Source organism: Thermodesulfobacterium thermophilum DSM 1276, from assembly GCF_000421605.1.
Classification (GTDB): domain Bacteria; phylum Desulfobacterota; class Thermodesulfobacteria; order Thermodesulfobacteriales; family Thermodesulfobacteriaceae; genus Thermodesulfobacterium; species Thermodesulfobacterium thermophilum.
Genome location: NZ_ATXI01000006.1, coordinates 84,047 through 102,765 on the forward strand (window position 1 = coordinate 84,047; position 18,719 = coordinate 102,765).

An 18,719-nucleotide genomic window follows, 5' to 3' on the forward strand; every position below is an offset into this window, starting at 1 on the left:
AGACTATCCCTTTATCTCTTTAACCACTTTCGCCACAAGGTCATCTAAACCATCAAAACCTATCTCTTTCTGGGCACTTTTCTTTAAATCTCTAAAAACAGCTCTTTTCTCAGTCCACTCCTTTTCTCCTAAAATCAGGACAAACTTAGCCCCAAGTTTATCCGCATTTTTTAGCTGCGCTTTTAAAGACTTTTCTTCATAAGTGGTCTCACATCTTAGCCCTTTTTCTCTAAACCTCTGAGAAAGGATTACTCCTTGTTTTATCAAAGGTTTACCCAAGAACACCAGATAAAGGTCAGGGCAAAGTTTTTCTGTAAGTGTATTAGGGTCAATAAGCCCCTTATTTTCTTCGTCTCCGAAAAGTGAAATAGCCCATCTTTCAAGACCTATAGCAAACCCTATAGCCGGCAACTCCGGTCCACCAAGTTCTTTAACGAGATAATCATATCTACCGCCAGCACACACCGTATCCTGAGCCCCTAAACCTTTAGCCTTAATCTCAAAGATAGTCCTCACATAATAGTCTAAACCCCTTACCAACCTTGGGTTTAGAGAAAACTCGATGTCTAAGGATTCCAAGGCCTCCTTAAGCTCCTGAAAGTGTGATCTACAGTCTTCGCATAAGAAATCTGTAATCAAAGGACTTCCTGAAACGACCTTTTTACAGCCTTCATTTTTACAATCAAGCACCCTTAAAGGATTTCTCTCGATCCTCTCCTTACAGGTCTCGCAAACCTCATCTTTATGCTCTCTAAGAAAGGATAACAGTGCCTCCCGATATTTAGGTCTACACTCAGGACAACCGAGGGTATTTAATTCTAAAGCATAGAGCTGATCAGATTCTTCAGACAAAGGACTTCTTAAAATCTTTAAGGCAAGAAAGATAACTTCTGCCTCTAAATAAGGATTCAACTCTGAAAAAACCTCAAGGTCTATCTGAAAAAACTCCCTTAATCTTCCCTTTTGAGGGCGTTCGTGACGAAACATCGGGCCTATGGTAAAAAACTTCAGAGGCTTAGGCCTTACATACAAACCATGCTCTATAACCATCCGACAGATCCCTGCTGTAGCCTCAGGACGTAAGGTCAACCAGTCTTTGTTTCTATCTTCAAAAGAATAGGTTTCCTTTTGAACGATATCGGTGACCTCTCCTATGGACCTTACAAAAAGCTCTGTTTTTTCAAGTATAGGAATTTTAATCTCTTTAAAATTAAACAGCTTACACCATAGCCGTGCCTTTTCTATCAAATATTCATACTTTACGAAATCTTCAGGCAACCAATCTTTAAAACCTCTTACTGCCTGCAGCTTCATCTAACATCTTCTCCCCAGGATTTAGCAAGCACAACCCCACCCATAGGCATAAACACCCTGTCATAACCTTCGGCCTTTAACCAGCGGACCACCTCATAAGACCTTGTTCCCACACTGCAAACCACCACTAAGTCCTTATCCTTGGGAAGGGTTTTTATCGCTTCCTTTGCTCCTTGATAGGGAAGGTTAATCCAGTTGGGATACCTCTGTACCATCTCTTTGGCTTCTTCTGGGGTTCTTACGTCTACTATCAACAAATCTCGGTCCCTTTCCCTTAATCTTCTTAAAACCTCCTCCCACTCTATCGGTTTAAACCTTTCAAAAATCAAATTTTCTGCCACATGTCCCACAACGTTAATCGGGTCAAGGGCTGTGTTAAAAGGTGGTGAATAGGCCAACTCAAGCTCTACTAAATCTGCAACCGAAGGCTTTTGTAAAAGCAAGGTAGACATAGCATGCACCCTTGCCAAAGTACCATCAGTATAGGGCCCTACAGACTGAAAACCCAAAACCTTACCTGTCCTTTTATCAAACACTAAGTTATAGTAGGAACAGCCTATAGAAAAGAAATGAGCCCTTTCGTGCTGGATGTTAAGGGCATAGGTTGCATCTCTAAACCCCTCTGCTTTAGCTACCCCTAAACTAATCCCACAGCCACCTATAGACATATCAAAACACTTTAAAATAAAAGCACCGATGGTGCCTTTAAACCTGGCATATCCTCCTGCAAGATTAGTGCCTATAACCCTTCCTTGTTTGTTAGCCAAAGAACCTTGGGGCATGAGCATCCTCTTACCGGTTATCAAATGGACTACCTCTACGCAGTCTCCACCTGCATATATATCTGGGTCTGAGGTTTGCATCCTTTCGTTAACCACGATCCCACCGGTAAGAGGAGAGACCAGAAGACCTGCCTGTTTAGCAAGGTCAGTGTTAGGGATGACTCCTGTAGCTAAGAGAACCAGGTCTGCAGGATAAAACCCATCTTCTGTCCTGACCCCTACTACCTTCCCGTTTCCCCCTACGATTTCTTTAATCCTGGCATTTAAAACTACCTTAACCCCCTTTTTCCTCAAGTGATTTTCTACAATCCTTGAAAGCACAGGATCGATAAGCCTTGGCAACACCTGAGGAAAGTATTCTAAAAGGGTTACAGGAAGCCCCCAGGACTCTCCAAAAGCCTCTACTACCTCAAGCCCTATAAAACCAGCCCCTATAACCAGAGGGTTTTTAACCTCTCCCTTAACAAGTTTTTCTTTAATCCTGATAGCATCATGGAGATTAGAAAGGGTATGCACCCCCTCAAGGTCAACCCCAGGAATAGGAGGAACCTTTGGTTTAGTGCCGGTAGCAAGCACCAGTTTGTCATAACCTATCTCTTCGATCTTACCTGTGTCTAACCATCTAACTTTTACCGTCTTTTTTCTCCTGTCTATCTCTTCTGCCTTAACCCTTGTTAAGACCTCTATGCCTTTAGCTTCTTTAAAAAACCTTTCGTCTCTTATAGCATGAAAGGTAGTTCTTCTTAATTCATCTATGTGAGATACATCTCCAGTAAGATAATAGGGCATACCGCAACCACCATAGGAGATGTACTGATCCTGGTCTATCATCAGGATTTCTGCATCTGGACGCAACCTCTTAAGCCTGCAGGCAGCTCTCGTCCCACAAGCTACAGCCCCTATCACTAAAACTCGCATTTAAGTCTTCCTCCCCAAGAGTGTTCTTATGCATTTTAACATAAGATGAATTATTTTAAACCAACCTGAAAACAAGAAAAGCAAGCACCCAGGCCAAAACAAAACTATACACCAAGAAACCCAACGCAAACCTCACATTACCCTCTCTTGCCATCGTAATAACAGTAGCAGCGCAGGAATTATAGATCAGCACAAAGACCAGCAACGACAGAGCCTGTTTAAAATTCATAAGTCCCTTTATTTTTTCTTTCAAAGAGCCTTCTTCCTCTTCTACAGAAAAAGAAACAGGGAAAAAACTAAACAAAGAGGTAAAACTCTGTTTCAAAGCCTCTCCCAGTTTAAAGAACTCCTCTTTGGCTTTTTCCTTTGGGTCTATCTTTTCTAAACCATCTTCTTTCTCTTCAGACACGATAACCCCTAAGTTACTTAAAATAGCCTCTCTTGCTAAAAAACCTGAGACAAGAGAGGTGCTAATCCTCCAATCTCCAAGCCCGACAGGAGAAAGAACATAACTCAAGGCTTTACCAAGCTTAGCAGCATAGGTATTTTCTATGTTTTTCTCACCTATCGGAAGGTTTAAAAGCAACCATACCAAAACTGAAACCCCAAAGATCACCGTCCCTGCCCTATAGAGGAAATCTTTGATATAAACCTTGGTGATGTTAAAGACTGTCTTCCACGCAGGCATCCTGTAAGGAGGAAGGTCCATCACAAAGTGAGATAGTTCCTTCTTTAATAAGGTCTTTCTCAAAAGGACCCCTGTCAACACGGAAAAAATAATCCCTAAGAAATACAATCCCAAGATAACCGCTACAGGGTTTTGAAAGAACACAAAAGCAAAGAAAGAAAAAACCACCAGCCTTGCAGGGCAAGAAATAAAAGGCACCATAGCTATGACTAAAAGTTTATCTTTAGTTTCTTGAAAAGTCCTTGTAGCAAGTATAGCAGGGACGTTACAACCAAGTCCAAGGATAAGAGGGATTACACTTTGGCCATGCAACCCTATCTTATGGGTAAATCTGTCCATCAAAAAAGAAACCCTTGGGAGATAGCCTGAGGTTTCAAGAAGGGTTAAGAAAAAGTACATAACCGCAATTAAAGGTAAGAAGGAAAGCACCACTCCTACCCCACCAAAAACCGCGTTTGCTATAAAACTTCTTAAAAACTCAGAAACACCTAAATCTTCTAAAACCTGAGCACAAAAAGGTGCCAAAAACTCCTGCAAAAAACCATCTATCCAGTCTATGATAGGTTTAGAGAAATCAAACGAGGTTTTAAAGAATAAATACATGATAAAGCCAAAAGATAAAAAACCAAAAAAAGGATGCAATAAAAATCTGTCTAACGTTTCAGTAAGACTTTCCTTTGGGATAAGTTTGCGTTTAACTACCTCGTTAGCTACTCCTCTGGTAAAACTAAGCCGTTTTTCTTTTATAATCCTGCTTAACTCTTGGGCCTCACTTTCAAGTAAACGTAGTGTTTCAAATTTACTCAAGTTTTCTCCCGTAGACTCTCTAAACGCCTTAACCTTCTCCTCTAACTCAGGGGGATAAGAGATCTGAAACGGTATAGTCTGTTTCTCATAAGCCTCAACCACCGCAGGCAAAAGTTCTTTTACCCCTTCTCCAGTTCTACCTACAGTTTTTACCACCCTAACCTTTAAAAGTTCTGCCAACCTCTCTACATCTATAGAAATCCCTATTTTTTGAGCCTCATCTATCATGTTTAAAGCTAACACCATAGGTTTGCCGAGGTCCAAAAGCTGACAGGTAAGATAGAGGTCCCTTTCTATCCTTGGGGTTTCTATCACGTTAAGGATTACGTCATAGTCACCAGAAAGCAAAAAATCTAAGGCTACCTTTTCGTCTTCAGACACCACCTCTTCCAGAGTATAAACTCCTGGAAGGTCTACAAAATAGACCTCATAATCCTGAAAAAAGGTTTTTCCCTCTTTCTTTTCAACAGTAACCCCAGCCCAGTTTCCTATCTTAAGATTTGCCCCTACCAAATGGTTTAAAATACTTGTTTTGCCTACGTTAGGATTACCTATCAAAGCCACCTTGATGGTTTTCATCCATTTCCCCCTGTATTTTAAAGCGTTATTAAATCTAAAGAGGCCTCAGAAACGATCTCGCCTCCCCCCCCCTCTACAAACACCATATTTTCAAGCCTTATCCCAAAGTTATCCGGAAAATAAAGCCCTGGTTCAATCGTAAAAACCATGCCTTCTTCGATCCTTAGGTTTGGATCTACCGTGTAAATCACCCTTGGTGCTTCGTGCACCTCAACCCCTATCCCATGTCCTGTAGCATGGATAAAATACTTAGCAAGGTCCTTTTTAGCAAGAAATTCTCTTATGGTGCGGTCTATCTCACTAACCTTTTCTCCAACCTTTACCTTTTCAAAACCTAAAAACCACGCATCTTTAAGGATGTTGTAAAGTTTAACAAACTCAGCAGGAGGATCCCCAAGATATATCGTGCGGGTAAAGTCAGTAGCATAACCTTTCCACACCATCCCAAAGTCTAAAAGCAACACCCCATTTCTTTCGATAAGAGCTTCTGAAGTCTCCCAATGAGGAACAGAACTATTTTTTCCAAAGGCAACTATAGCAGGAAAACTTTCTCCCCTTCCTCCTACAATAAACATCTGCGACACTAAAAAACCTCTTATCTTAAGCTCTGAAATGGGATAACCTTCTGCAAAAGATCTTTCTATCTCCTGTAAAACCTTGTTAAAAACCTTGTCAGTCTTTTTAACCCCTTCTTTTAAAACCTCGATTTCTTCTTTAGATTTAATCATTCTTATCAAACCAAGGGGGTCAACCACCCCCACCAGTTTGAATTTATTACTTCTAAGCTTTTCCTTAAAAGCACAGCTTACCTTATCCTTTTCAAAACCTAATCGCTTAACCCCTGCCTTCTGAATAAACTTCTTAAGAAACCCTATCGTATCTCCCTTAATCTCAACTACCTCCCAGGAGGCAAGCTCTTTTTTAGCCTTTTCAATATAACGAGAATCTGTCAGAAAACAGACGTTATCCCCTGTTATCAAAACATAGGCATTGGTTGACCTAAAGTGAGAAAGATAAAACACGTTGGCCTGAGAAGAAAAAAGAAAACCATCAACCCCCCATCTCTCAAAACAAGCCCTTACCTTGGTTAACTTTTGTGCTATCTCGTTTGTCATTTCAACCTACCTTTTATCAAAATTGATTTTCAATCTAAATTAAAAAGATACTACAATTTTAGGCTTTTACAAGAAAAATCTAACTGAACTCAAAAATTTTTGTCTTTTTAAGGGTTGTCTTATAAAAATTTTTATATATTATATAATTAATAAGTGGTTATTATGTCTTTGACAAGTGAATAGGCTACGGGGCAGGGGTGGAAGTTAAGTTGTTAGTTTTTTAAGGGGATGATATACCCTTTTCAAGGGTGTGTGTACATATATTTAGCAAATAAATGGATAATTTTTACCCCTCCCTACAAGCAAGATTTGATGCGATATAGAGAAGGGTATTTTTAGAGGTATTTTATTGAGTCTCATTTGCAATCAAACCTGCCCGAAAGTATCTTTGTAAGTTATTGATTTTATGTAAGAAATTTTTGTTATCCCTGACTCTCAAGCATAGATTTCATCAAGGTTTCAAGGGGTCATTTTTAAAAATTTAGTTTTATACTAAACTTTAAAAAGTTAGATTTTATCAGGGTTTCAAGGGGTAAGAGTAGAAACCTGCCCTACTTCAAAAGGGATTGCGACCGTGACGTGGAAATCATTTTCAGATTTGTGTTTTTGTAGAAACCTGCCCTACTTCAAAAGGGATTGCGACAATTGACAAAACATAGATTATTAATCTCAAAATACCTTACTGTAGAAACCTGCCCTACTTCAAAAGGGATTGGGATGTTAAAGGCTTGTGTCTGGATAAACAACCGTCCTAAACAATGGACTTAGAGAATGCCGCCTGTGGTTCTTGCAATTTATTTAATTTAGGCTATGATTATTTTTTAAATTCCTTTAAAGGTGAGGTAAATGAGCACAGGTAAAATAGTTAATCTGGAAAACAAAAATAAACCTACCGAAAACTTTAAACTTTCTCCTTTAGAGGAAATCACCCTCAAAACCACCAAAGAAATCGTCATCAAATTTATCGAAATGGGACGCTGCTCCCCTGCTACCTTTGAAGAGGTTTTTACCCAGGTCTTTTCTGTTATCAAAAAAACCCTCACCAAATAGATGCAACTTTTAGCCATTCACTCAAGCCCAAGAAGTCAGGGCAATTCTGAAATTTTCCTTGATGCCTTCCTCTCTACCCTTAATCACCAAAAAATAAAAACTGAAAAGATAAAACTTACGGAACTTAATTTCTCCCCTTGTGTTGAATGCGAAGGTTGTGAAAAAGACGGAACGTGTATTCTAAAAGATGACCTAACCGAAGTTTACCCTAAAATTCTTAAGGCTAACTTTCTGGTGGTAGCAACCCCTATCTTCTTTTATTCCCATCCTTCTTTTTTGCAGGCCTTTTTCGAAAGATTTCAAGCCTTCTGGGTCTCTAAATATCTTCTTAAAGCTCCACCTCCCTCTCAAAAACCAAAAGGTATCCTTCTTGCTTTAGGTGCAACCAAAGGCAAAAAAGTCTTTGAATGTTTAGTAAGAAGTTTTAAATACGTGCTTGATACCATAGACGGAGAATATATAGGAGGAATTTTTTTAAGAGGGATTGATAAAAAGGGAGAAATACTTAAACACCTTGAGGGTTTAGAAAAGGTTAAAACTTTAGGAGAAAAACTCTCTATCCTCGAAAAAAAGGACTTAACCAAGTCTAAAGAAGAGTTAGCTCAATTTTTAGGGCTTGACTTAGACCCTACTCCTTAACCCCTTATTCAAAAAGTTTAGCATAGGCTCTTGCTTTTCCTTCTATGTCGTTATCCTTCCATAGGTCGCTTATAACAGCTACCATGTCTGCCCCTAATTGGACAAGCTCCTTTGCTCGCTCTAAGGTTATGCCACCTATAGCACATACAGGAATTTTTAGAGTCTTTTTAGCAAGAGGGATCAAGGTTTTATCTACTACGGTTGAGTTCGGTTTGGTAGGAGAGGGGTAAAAACTCCCAAAGGCCACATAAGTGGCTCCCTGTTTTTCTGCCTCCATGGCTCTTCTCAAGTCTCCATAACAGGAAACCCCGATGATAGGGCCTTTAAAAATCTCTTTAACCTGGCTAAGAGGCTGATCGTCTTTACCTACATGCACCCCGTCTGCCAGCACTTTGGCTGCCAAATCTACCCTGTCGTTAACGATAAAATAAGCACCAAACCTGTGGCAAAGCTTCTTTAGTTCTATGGCTATGTTTGTTAAAACCTCTAAATCTGAGTTTTTATCTCTTAGTTGAACAAACTTAGCCCCTCCTTTTAACGCCTTTTCAACCATTCGAAAGATTTCTCCGTCTTGATAAGGGGTCAAAACCTCGTCGGTTATCACATAAAAACCTTTTAAAACCATCTAATATCTCTTTACTATAGAAACCTCTGGCAATCTTTCTTTTAAATAAGCATCTACTCTGTGGTAAAATTCTGGGTTTACCTCCCCCACCAGGTCTTTTTTTAACGTGTTTTCCGGGACAAACTTCTGCAGGGCTATTCTCTTAAACCACGCAAGATAAGGAACCATCTTTTCTAAGTCTTTTTCTGTTAAAAGGGGAGGATACATGGTAACTCTTATCTCTACCCTATCTGCGATGTTTTTTAAAACCCTAAAAGTTTGCTCAACCAGAGCAAAATCCCCTCCGAGTTCAGCATATCTATCAGGGGAAGTCTTAAAGTCTATGGCAAAAAAATCTACCAAGCCAGAAATTACCAATTCTTCTACCAGCTCTGGAGAGCTACCGTTGGTATCAAGCTTAACAGGAAGCCCGGTTTGAGAGCGAACTTCTTCTATAAAACTGACAAGCCTTTTTCCCCAAAGGGTAGGCTCTCCTCCGGTAATCACCACCCCTTTAATAAAGCCCTTTCTCCTTTTTAACTCCTCTATAACCCAGTCTTCAGAAAGGTTTTTTAACTTTTTATACCTTTCAGGCAGGACCAAATCAACATTATAACAGAAGGGACATCTATAGTTACACCCATAGGTAAAAATCACCGAAGAGATCTTCCCCGGATAATCTACCAGGCTTGTACCGATAAACCCTTTAATCATCAACCCCACCTATGGATAAACTTTACCCAAAATATAAACCTTCCTGAAGGAGAAACAAGAGCAATACACTTTTATCCTATGTTAAAAATTTTAGGAAGCCTTTTAAACAAACTTAGCTTTTCTGTTTCTCCTAACTTTGCTTTTCTTAGTATTTCTTCTAACTCCTGGATGGTCGTATCATAAAGTTTTCTGTTTAGTCTATAGGGATGTCCGTCTTTGCCTCCGTGGGCATAACTATAAACTACCGGATCTTCTCTTGAGGCCTTAACCTCATAGATAAGCTCTGAAGCTAAGGTAAGAGCTCTTAAGGTTTTGGCCCCCATACCTTCGGTTAACAGTAATGACTGAAAATCAGACGGAGGGTTTTCATAAACCTTTTCCCAAACTTTCTTCAAGGATTTAACCGATAGGTCTTTGAGGGTTAAGGTATGGTCCTCTTTAAATATAAGATGCACCTTCGGAGTTAACTCCTTTATAACTAAACTTAGGTCTTCTGTTAGCAACCTTACCAACGAATTTTGTACAGGTTTACTTTCCTTAGCCACCAGATTAAGTACGTTTTCTTTTTTGACAGAAGAAACAATTCCTGTATGGGGGTTTTCGCAAAGGTCTAACACCTTTTCGCTATACCATTGATACCGTCTTGCATAGGCAGTTTTTTCATCCATACCTTGTTGTATTACCCCCCATTGGCCATCTTTGGAGAACAGAAAAAGATGAAAATAAAGTTGAAAGCCATCTTGGATGGCGTTGTTGTCTATCCTTGCGGTAAGTCTGCTTAAGGTTACAAACTTATAGGCTTGTTTAGGAAGTCCCTGTTTTTCTCCCCAGAAGATAATTTCCTGAGGGGTGTTTAAAGCCCTCTTACCTTTTCCTCCGCAAACATAGATTCCTAAGTCGTTAAAATAGGGTTTCAAAGCCTCTTTTATAGCACCACCAACGGTTGTGGTGAGGCCTGAGGAATGCCAGTCAAAACCAAGCAAACAACCTAAAGCCTGAAACCAAAAAGGGTCAGACAACCTTTTGATCAATTCCTTAGCCCCAAACTCCTGATACACAAGCAATAAAATAGCCCTGCTTAACCTTACCATCCTTTCAAAAAGCCAGGGAGGGCATTTCCCTCCATGCAAAGGCAGGTCTACTATACTTCTACTAACCATCTTTGTCCCTTTTTAAAAAGTTATTATGAAACACCTCACATTCTGGGCATACTCCCTGATATTCAAACTGTATGGTTATATGATGAATATCAAACTTTTTTAACTCCTCTTGGATGCTTTGCAAAACTTTTGCCGTTTCACTTATGTTCATGTCAGACTTTAGGTTAACATGGCCCTCAAAAAAATGGGTTTTATCGTCAAGACTCCACACATGTATATGATGGACATCTTGTATATCTTGAATTTTCAACAGTCCCTCTACTATCTTAGGGATTTCGACATGAAAAGGGGTTGCTTGCATGATGATGTCAACTGACTTTAACAAAACCTCTAAACTCTCTTTAGCAATATAAAAGGCTATTATTATACTGATAACCGGATCAACTCTTAACCACCCAAAATAATAAATAAAAACTGCCCCTGCTATCACAGTCAAAGAGGATAAAGCATCTCCTAACATGTGGAGATAAGCACTTTTTACGTTTAGGTCTTCTTTGGCAGAACCTTTTAAAAATTTCAAACTCAAAAGATTACCTAAAAACCCTATACTTCCTACCACAAACACGGTTTTAACGTCTATAAGAGATGGGGTAACCAGTCTTTCGATAGACTCCTTAATCAGGAAAAAACATATTATTAACAGCGTAACCGAGTTAAAAAGACTTGCTAAAATGGTTATGCGTTTATAACCAAAGGTCTTTCTCTCGTTAGGATTTCTTAAAGAAATCTTATGGGCAAAATAGGTAATCACCACAGACATTACATCACCTAAATTATGAAAGGCATCAGACAAAAGAGCCATACTTCCTGAAACCAAGCCACCGATAAACTCAAAAACAGTTATCAAAAGGTTTAAAAGGGCTACGTAAAAGAGATTTTTCCCTCTAATCTCAGTTTTTTCATCATGGCCATGATGATGGTGATGCATCGTCTCCAACCCTCTTAAGTTTTATACTAAAATTCCTCTTTTTCTTGGTTTGTCAACCCTAAGAAGATCCTTTTATGGGTTATGCCCTTGATTTTACATTTTAAGATTTTAGATTAAGCTAAAAATATGACCTCCCAAAAAGACAAAATGAAAATTTATTTAAAAAAACCTCTCTTACCTTTTATGTTTTTAGGGATCTCTCTGTTAGCCGGAGTTTTTTTCATTCTTGCTGCAGTCTCTAACTATCAAAACATCCGTAAGACTTTAGATACAGGGTTAAAACTTCAGGCCATAGGGGTAGAAATTACCCTTAAAAGTCTGATCAAAAACTTTGGTTTAGACCTGATAAAAAAGGAAAAAAACTTTTTTGCTTGGCTTCTTTTAGGAGAAGAATGGGAGGGAGTGGCTTATGTAGCGATCTATGATACAGAGGGTAAAATATTACTTCATTCTAACCCAGAGCTTATAGGGACAAAGATTCAAGATAGGGTTTCCTTTAATGTTACCTTTCCTCGAAGTTTTTATCAAACTACTCTTACTGAAGAAAAGTTGTTTGTTTACGAAAATCTATTAAAAACAGAAAAGCAACAGGCGGTCCTGAGGGTAGCACTCCACATATTTCCCGTAGAGGAAATTTTAGGTTATGCTAAAAAGCATGTTTATTTAGAGTTTTTTCTTGGGTTAGGGTTCTTTGGATTAGGGGTCATTGGTTTTTGGTTTTTTAAACGGTCTGAAAGGTTGATACAGAGGATCGAAGACCTTGAGAGATGGAAGTTTATCTCTCAGGTCCTTGCTCATGAGATGAAAAATCCTTTAGCCAGTATAAAGGGTTTTACCCAGTTAATTCTTAAAAAAACTCCAGAAGAAAAGACCCAAAAGGCCCTTAATCTTATCCTAAAAGAAACCTTAAGGATGGAGAAACTTTTACAAACCCTAAATTCTTATACCCATCCCCAAAAGCCAAATTTTTCTTCTTTTGACTTATACAGCCTCTTAACAGAGGTTATCGAAACCTTTAAACTTCTTTATCCTGAGGCAGACTTGAGAGTAACTCTTGAGGGAAAAAACTTTATGGTAGTTTCTGACCAAGATAAACTAAAAGAGATACTGATAAACCTTTTGGAAAATGCCTGGCAAGCCTCTCAAGAGGCAGGCAACTTAAGGGTGGATTTAGGTTTAATTTCTGAAAAGACTTTTTATATTATTTACATAAAAGATTTTGGAAAAGGGATTCCTCAAGAGTTGATACCTAAAATTTGGGAACCCTTTTTTACCACAAAAGCCAAAGGCATGGGCCTTGGTTTGACTATAGTCAAAAACCTATGTGAGGAACTAAATTGCAGGATTGAGCTTAAATCAGAACCTTCTTCTGGGACAGAGGTATGGATAAAAATCCCTCGATAGTTATCGTAGAAGACGATACCTCCTTTGCAAGTTTCTTAGAGATGACCTTTCAGGAGGAAAACTATAAAGTTTGGGTTTTTCATAACCCCGAAACTGCTTTGTTTCACCTTCCTGAACTCAATCCAGATATCGTAATCACCGACCTTAAAATGCCAGGTCTTGACGGCATCACTTTTATCAAAAAAGCTAAAAAAATCCTTCCGGAAACGGTTTTTCTTGTTATTACAGCTTTTGGCACCATCCCTTCAGCGGTTGAGGCCATGAAAGCAGGAGCTGTGGATTACCTTACCAAGCCTCTTTCTTCCCCAGAAGAACTTTTAGCTAAATTAAAACTATACCTTAAAAAATTTAAAAAATCCCCCTCCTTTTATCCAGCAGATTTGCCCCCACTTGAGGTTGTTTTTGCAGGGATGGAGGACCTTTATGAAAGGCTGATCGAAATTGCCCCTACAGATGCCACCGTCTGCCTCTTAGGAGAAACAGGCACCGGGAAAAGTTTAATCGCCAAGATAATTCATGTTTTAAGCGGAAGAAAAGGGCCTTTTGTAGAAATAAACTGTGCTGCTTTGCCTGAAAATTTAGTAGAAGCTGAACTTTTTGGCTATGAAAAAGGGGCTTTTACCGGTGCTATAAAGACTAAACCTGGTAAGTTTGAACTCGCAAGAGAAGGCACCCTTTTTCTTGACGAAATCTCGGAGATGAGCCTTACCGTGCAGGCTAAATTCTTAAGAGTGCTTCAAGATAAAGCCTTTGAAAGATTAGGAGGCCTTGAAACCCTGAAAACAGACGCAAGATTTATCGTAGCCACCAACAAAGACTTAGAAAAACTTGTAGCTGAAGGGATTTTTCGAGAAGACCTATTTTACAGGATTAACGTTTTTTCTTTTTATCTTCCTCCACTTAGGGATAGGAAAAAACATCTAAAAACCATCGTCCAATATCTCTTAGAAAAAATCTGTCAGAAGCTGGGGAAACCTTTAAAACCACTAAGTCCATCTTCCTGGGAAAAACTTGAAAACTACTCTTTCCCAGGAAACATAAGAGAACTTGAGAACATTCTTGAAAGGGCAGTGATACTTAGTAAAGGAGACATGATAGAAGTAGAAATCCCCTTTAAAGCAAAGGACCTGTTTCAAGACAAGACGACCCTAAAAGATGACTTACAGATTAAAAACTTAGAGAAAAAAGCCATACTTAAAGCCCTTGAACTTACTAAGGGAAACAAACCTGAAGCAGCCAAACTTCTTGGGATATCCCTTAAGACCCTTTATAACAAACTAAAAGACTTAGGCTTGAAAGAATAATTTATTCCCACACCGGTTTGTAAGGTGCTACAGGACTTCTAAAAAGATATAGTTTACCTGTGGTTAAGTTTTTAACATGTCTTGCCATAAAAATGATGCCATACTTAGGAAAATAGGTTTTAGCCCCAGTAACCTCTACCTGATGCCCTGCGCTAAAATCAGGATTTAGGAAACGATAATAATGGACTGGACACAAAAAAACCGTATAGGCTTTACCTTCTCTTTCTACTTCAAGAGAGGCTAATCCTCTGGGAGGAAGATAAACAGACAAAATCTTACCTTTAAAAGTAATCTCCAAATTTGGGTCATAGGGAAGTTCTTGAAAAAACTTAAATTGATGAGCATTTAAAGAGGGAGTTAGAATAAGTATCAAAAAGAAACTTAAGAATATCCAAAAACCCGGGCCAAAAGCCCGGGACTTAACCTTCATCTTACCAACCGCAGTACCTTCTCCAGTGACCATGCTTACCAAGTGGCAATCCTTTCTCGTGTCCTTTCTTCATTATTTCTACACGGATTTTAGCAAGTTCTTGTTCTTTTGCAAGAATAGTATCCCAATTAGGGTTTGGCTGAAGAATAAGAGAACGAGCCTCTGCCCTTAATTGAGCCTCTCTTTGATAGAGAGGTTGTACTTCCTTGCAGAATTCCTGTAACTTAGCTTGATCAACCGGTGGAGCCATAGGACGCCCCATCCCCTGAGGTCCCATCCCCTTGTAAGCAAAAACTGGCCCGGTTAAAAGAGTACCCAATCCTAACGCCAACGCTAAGGTCTTCTTGATGTTCATACCACACCTCCTGGTTTTGTTTTGTAGTTTTATTAATCATTTAACAAAATCCGTGCCTGTTTATCGCTCTTCCAAAATCCTCAAAAATCTTTGAGAACTGGACTTCTTTTAACGATAAAAAAGCTTGTCTTTTGTAATGTTTACAAAAATTTGCTGGTAAATTTTACAAAAGGTAAAAAAACTATTTTTATAAGGCTTGAAAAACGGTATAGACCTGATAACATTAGTAAGTAAGTACTTTACTACAAATTTATAAAGAGGGGGCTTGGTATGACTTGGGAAGAGGTGAAAAAGAATGCTAAAGAAAAACTAAAAGGATTTTGCAGGGTTTGTCCGGTGTGTAATGGAGTTGCCTGTGCAGGTGAGGTGCCTGGGATGGGTGGACTTGGAACTGGGTCTGCCTTTAAGGCTAATTTAGAGGCCTTAAACCGTTATAAATTTAACCTTACTGCAATTCACGAGGTTAAAACCCCTTCTACCGAAACGGAATTATTTGGTCAAACCTTAACCCTTCCTGTTATGGCAGCACCTATAACCGGGACTACCTATAACATGGGAGGTGCTATCACCGAAGATGTTTATACCGAAGAGGTTATAGCTGGGTCTCTTATGGCTGGAACCATCGGATGGACAGGAGATGGTGCAGACCCGTTGATGTATTCAAGTGGTATAAATGCCATTAAAAAGTTTGATGGCAAAGGTATCCCTATCATCAAACCAAGGTCTCAAGAAGAAATAATCAAAAGGATCCGTATGGCAGAAGAAGCAGGCGCTTTAGCAGTTGGGGTAGACATAGACGGTGCAGGGCTTATTACCATGGCTTTAAAAGGACAACCTGTAAACCCTAAAACTCCTAAGGAAATCGAAGAGTTGGTAAAAGCTACCTCTTTACCCTTTGTACTCAAAGGTATCATGACAGTAAAAGATGCTGAGATTGCTTATAACTGTGGGGTTTCGTGTATAGTGGTTTCTAACCATGGAGGAAGGGTTTTAGACCATACACCAGGAGTGGCTGATGTTTTGCCAGAAATCACCGCAAGGTTTAAAGGGAAAATGACCATCATCGCAGACGGTGGGGTAAGAAGTGGGGCAGATGTGTTAAAACTACTTGCCCTTGGGGCTGATGCGGTGCTTATAGGGAGACCTGTTGTCATAGCTGTTTTTGGTGGGATGAGAGAAGGTCTTAAGATCTACTTTGATAAAATAAAAAACGAACTTATTCAAACCATGTTGTTAACTGGAGTAGCTTCAGTAAAGAACGTGCCATCAAACATCTTGGTAAAAATTTAAAAACTTATTCAGGTCAGAGGTGCCATGAAGGGCCTCTGACCTGAAATATCAAAAATTAAGGTTGCCAGAGATACAAACCTGTTAGCTCGTCAAAACCTCTTTGAAAAGCCTCTCCTTCAAACTCTACGATCTCAAACTCAAAGGCAAACACCTCAGAACCTTCAAAAAGATGACCTCCGACGACAGTAAAATCTTCTTTACCTAAAACTACGTGAAGATGCACAAAAGAGGTTCCGTCTTTAACTGAAACGTTTCCTTTTAGACTTAGAACCTCCATAGGTTGTTCAAAACTTTTTATCACATATTCCCTTTTTATTTGGTCATAGTATCCTATCGTAGCCCTGGTTACAGCCCCAATCCCTGAAACCATACCGGCTTTAATACCCAATTCGTTAACTTTTTGGGTTAACCACCTGAAAAGATCCTCTCCTTTGGGAACCCTTCCCTGAAAAATTCTCTTTACTCTGTATTCTTTTATAATTTCCATGGTTTACAACCTCTCTGCAAGAACTTCTAATGAATGTTTTACCTTAAAGGCTAACCCTTTTTTATCAGCCCCACCCCTTATCTGCATGATACATCCAGGGCAGTCAGTACATACAAGATTTGCCCCTGTATCCTGTATGTTTTTCAGTTTTCTTTCAAGGATTTTTACCGAGATCTCTGGAAATTTTAAAGAATAAGAACCTCCCATACCACAGCATATATCTGACTCAAACATCTCTTTGAGCTTAAGCCCTGCTTTTTGTAAAGATTCCCTTGGCTCTTGCCAGATGTTTAACGAACGCTTTAGATGACATGGATCATGATAGGTGAATTCCTCTTCTAAAGGCTTACTAAAGGTGATTCTACCTTCCTTGATAAGCTTATGGATAAAATATGAAGCATCTATCACTTTTTCTGCCATTTTTTCTGCCTTTGCGATAAGCTCCGGAGAAACTTTTTGATTCCTTAGGGCCAACAAGCCTTTCTTCTTTAAAACCAGAGTACAGGTGGGACAGGCTGAAAGGATAAAATCTGGATTTTCCTGTTCTAAAGCCTTTAAGTTTTGCAACATGTTGTTAGCAGCAACATCCATAACGCCGTTATAAAGGGCAGGTGCCCCACAACAGGTTTGTTCTTGAGGGAAAATTACTCTAATACCTGCCCTGTTAAGTAGCTTAACCAAGGCCTCTCCTATCTCTGGATAGGCAAAATCTATGAGACATCCTGCAAAAAAGGCTACCTTTTCCTTGCCCTCTGGCTGTTTTATCTTTTTAACCTGGTCCCTAAAAGGTTTGTCTGCTATGGCAGGAAGACTTCTTTCTTGGGTAAGTTCGGCAAAAGCTAAAGGCAGGTGCCTTATAAAAGGCCCTTGTTTGAAAGGTTTTTGTAGTTTTGAGGCCATCCTTAAGGCTGTATGAAAAAGTTTGCGGTTGTTTACCACAGAATAAATAGCCTTTACCTTTAAAGGCAACCCCTCTTCTTCGGCAAGCCTTCTCCTTATCTCCAAGATCAGGTCAGGGATGTTTATCTTGCCTGGACATATTTTTACACAGTTGCCACACTGGATACAGAGGTTTTGAATATCTTTCGTAGCCTTAAGGCCTTCAGTCCAGACGGTAAGGATGGTTCCGATTCCTCCGGTATAAACCCTTCCGAAAACAAGACCACTTATCAGCCTAAAAACAGGACATACGTTTAAACAGGAAGCGCATCTGATACACTGTAAGGCCTCTTTAAAAACAGGGTCTTTTGCCATCTCAGAACGACCGTTATCAAAAAGGATGATGTGGACCTCTTTTTTGGTCCCATCCCAGTGTTCCCTTTTTCCGGTGATAAAAGACACATAGGTGGTGATAGGTTGTGCGGTTGCATTTCTTGGTAAGGCTTTAACGATAGGATCTATGTCCTCAAGCTTGTCTACCAGTTTTTCTATACCGACTACTGCTATATGAACTTTGGGTAGGGTTAAAACCAGCCTTGCGTTACCTTCATTGGTAAAAATTACAATACTTCCTGTCTCTGCTACAGCAATATTTGCTCCTGTAATCCCCAGGTCTGCTTTGAGAAATTTGTCTCTCAAGTTTTTTCTGGCAAACTTTACCATCTTTTTTATGTCAGGCTCAACGGCATCTACCTTTTTTGTAAAGATGTCTGAAACCTCATAACGGGTAAGGTGAATGGCAGGTAAAACCATGTGAGAAGGGCGCTGACCTGCAAGCTGGATGATCCACTCCCCTAAATCTGTCTCATAAACCGCTATTCCAGCCTCTTGAAGATGTTTGTTAAGATGGATCTCTTCAGTAGCCATGGATTTTGATTTCACTATGGTTTTTACGTTATGAGCCTTAGCTACCTCTAACACATAGTTTATAACCTCTTTTGGGTCTTTGGTGTAAAAAACCTTAGCCCCTCTTTTGGTGGCTTGTTCTGTAAATTTTTTTATCAATTCGTCAAAATGTTCTGCGGCATAGCTTTTTACCCGAACTATCTCATTTCTTATCTCCTCAAAATCAAGCCCTGTATAAGCCTTTTCTCGAGCAACTACATAAGCTTCATAAAAATTCGTAAGAGCCTTAGAAATAACCGGATGTTCTAAAGCCTTTTTGATTTCTTCTTTAAGCATAATAACAACCCCGCCTTTTTATTTTTATAA

General features: G+C 39.4%; 17 protein-coding genes. 5 read left to right on the plus strand and 12 right to left on the minus strand.

The window, feature by feature from the left end:
* Positions 1-3: 3 nt before the first annotated feature.
* Genes hisS through H529_RS0103960 form a run of 4 tightly spaced genes read right to left on the minus strand, consistent with a single transcriptional unit; the run spans position 4 to position 6,203 of the window.
* Entirely contained in the window at positions 4-1,314 is a 1,311-nt protein-coding gene (gene hisS, locus H529_RS0103945; protein WP_022855249.1) for a histidine--tRNA ligase, read from the minus strand.
* On the minus strand, positions 1,311-3,014 hold the full coding sequence (locus H529_RS0103950; RefSeq protein WP_022855250.1) for an FAD-dependent oxidoreductase: 1,704 nt from the start codon (positions 3,012-3,014) through the stop codon (positions 1,311-1,313). The genes hisS and H529_RS0103950 overlap by 4 nt, the downstream gene beginning before the upstream one ends.
* Before the next feature lie 55 nt (positions 3,015-3,069).
* On the minus strand, positions 3,070-5,088 hold the full coding sequence (gene feoB / locus H529_RS0103955; RefSeq protein ID WP_022855251.1) for a ferrous iron transport protein B: 2,019 nt from the start codon (positions 5,086-5,088) through the stop codon (positions 3,070-3,072).
* A 17-nt stretch (positions 5,089-5,105) separates the two neighbouring features.
* Positions 5,106-6,203: a M24 family metallopeptidase gene (locus tag H529_RS0103960; RefSeq protein WP_022855252.1), complete on the minus strand. Its 1,098-nt coding sequence runs from the start codon at positions 6,201-6,203 to the stop codon at positions 5,106-5,108.
* Between the two features lie 846 nt (positions 6,204-7,049).
* On the opposite strand from H529_RS0103960, the gene H529_RS0103965 reads away from it, so the two are divergent.
* Positions 7,050-7,253 carry a hypothetical protein gene (locus tag H529_RS0103965; protein WP_022855253.1) on the plus strand — a complete coding sequence of 68 codons (204 nt, stop codon included), beginning with the start codon at positions 7,050-7,052 and terminating at the stop codon, positions 7,251-7,253.
* The gene (locus tag H529_RS10055; protein WP_022855254.1) at positions 7,254-7,892 is read left to right on the plus strand and encodes a flavodoxin family protein; all 639 of its coding nucleotides are present in this window, start codon (positions 7,254-7,256) and stop codon (positions 7,890-7,892) included. It begins immediately after the preceding gene.
* Between the two features lie 4 nt (positions 7,893-7,896).
* On the opposite strand, the gene thiE is transcribed toward H529_RS10055, so the two are convergent.
* From thiE to H529_RS10060, 4 genes are all read right to left on the minus strand, one after another.
* The gene (gene thiE / locus H529_RS0103975) at positions 7,897-8,517 is read right to left on the minus strand and encodes a thiamine phosphate synthase (RefSeq protein WP_022855255.1); all 621 of its coding nucleotides are present in this window, start codon (positions 8,515-8,517) and stop codon (positions 7,897-7,899) included.
* The gene (locus H529_RS0103980; protein WP_022855256.1) at positions 8,518-9,210 is read right to left on the minus strand and encodes an anaerobic ribonucleoside-triphosphate reductase activating protein; all 693 of its coding nucleotides are present in this window, start codon (positions 9,208-9,210) and stop codon (positions 8,518-8,520) included.
* 71 nt (positions 9,211-9,281) lie between these two features.
* Complete coding sequence (locus tag H529_RS0103985; protein WP_022855257.1) at positions 9,282-10,370, minus strand: DUF763 domain-containing protein; 1,089 nt, start codon at positions 10,368-10,370, stop codon at positions 9,282-9,284.
* A complete protein-coding gene (locus H529_RS10060; RefSeq protein WP_022855258.1) occupies positions 10,363-11,298 on the minus strand; it encodes a cation diffusion facilitator family transporter in 936 nt (311 codons plus the stop codon). The genes H529_RS0103985 and H529_RS10060 overlap by 8 nt, the downstream gene beginning before the upstream one ends.
* A gap of 147 nt (positions 11,299-11,445) precedes the next feature.
* Here H529_RS10060 and H529_RS0103995 point away from each other — a divergent pair, with 147 nt between their 5' ends.
* Together H529_RS0103995 and H529_RS0104000 are read left to right on the plus strand one after the other, a co-directional pair.
* Positions 11,446-12,702, plus strand: a complete 1,257-nt coding sequence (locus tag H529_RS0103995; protein ID WP_162138228.1) for a two-component system sensor histidine kinase NtrB — start codon at positions 11,446-11,448, stop codon at positions 12,700-12,702.
* Positions 12,681-14,006 (plus strand): sigma-54-dependent transcriptional regulator, encoded by a 1,326-nt coding sequence (locus H529_RS0104000; RefSeq protein ID WP_022855260.1) that lies wholly within the window; start codon positions 12,681-12,683, stop codon positions 14,004-14,006. The genes H529_RS0103995 and H529_RS0104000 overlap by 22 nt, the downstream gene beginning before the upstream one ends.
* Position 14,007: 1 nt before the next feature.
* On the opposite strand, the gene H529_RS0104005 is transcribed toward H529_RS0104000, so the two are convergent.
* Together H529_RS0104005 and H529_RS0104010 are read right to left on the minus strand one after the other, a co-directional pair.
* The gene (locus H529_RS0104005; RefSeq protein WP_158506235.1) at positions 14,008-14,478 is read right to left on the minus strand and encodes a hypothetical protein; all 471 of its coding nucleotides are present in this window, start codon (positions 14,476-14,478) and stop codon (positions 14,008-14,010) included.
* On the minus strand, positions 14,438-14,791 hold the full coding sequence (locus H529_RS0104010) for a hypothetical protein (protein WP_022855262.1): 354 nt from the start codon (positions 14,789-14,791) through the stop codon (positions 14,438-14,440). Before H529_RS0104010 ends, H529_RS0104005 begins: the two co-directional genes overlap by 41 nt.
* Before the next feature lie 270 nt (positions 14,792-15,061).
* On the opposite strand from H529_RS0104010, the gene H529_RS0104015 reads away from it, so the two are divergent.
* On the plus strand, positions 15,062-16,081 hold the full coding sequence (locus H529_RS0104015) for an alpha-hydroxy-acid oxidizing protein (protein ID WP_022855263.1): 1,020 nt from the start codon (positions 15,062-15,064) through the stop codon (positions 16,079-16,081).
* Between the two features lie 55 nt (positions 16,082-16,136).
* Here the strand turns inward: H529_RS0104015 and H529_RS0104020 are convergent, their stop codons facing one another.
* The gene (locus H529_RS0104020; protein WP_022855264.1) at positions 16,137-16,568 is read right to left on the minus strand and encodes a PPC domain-containing DNA-binding protein; all 432 of its coding nucleotides are present in this window, start codon (positions 16,566-16,568) and stop codon (positions 16,137-16,139) included.
* A 3-nt stretch (positions 16,569-16,571) separates the two neighbouring features.
* Positions 16,572-18,689 carry an L-lactate dehydrogenase (quinone) large subunit LdhH gene (gene ldhH / locus H529_RS0104025; RefSeq protein WP_022855265.1) on the minus strand — a complete coding sequence of 706 codons (2,118 nt, stop codon included), beginning with the start codon at positions 18,687-18,689 and terminating at the stop codon, positions 16,572-16,574.
* Between the last annotated feature and the right edge of the window lie 30 nt (positions 18,690-18,719).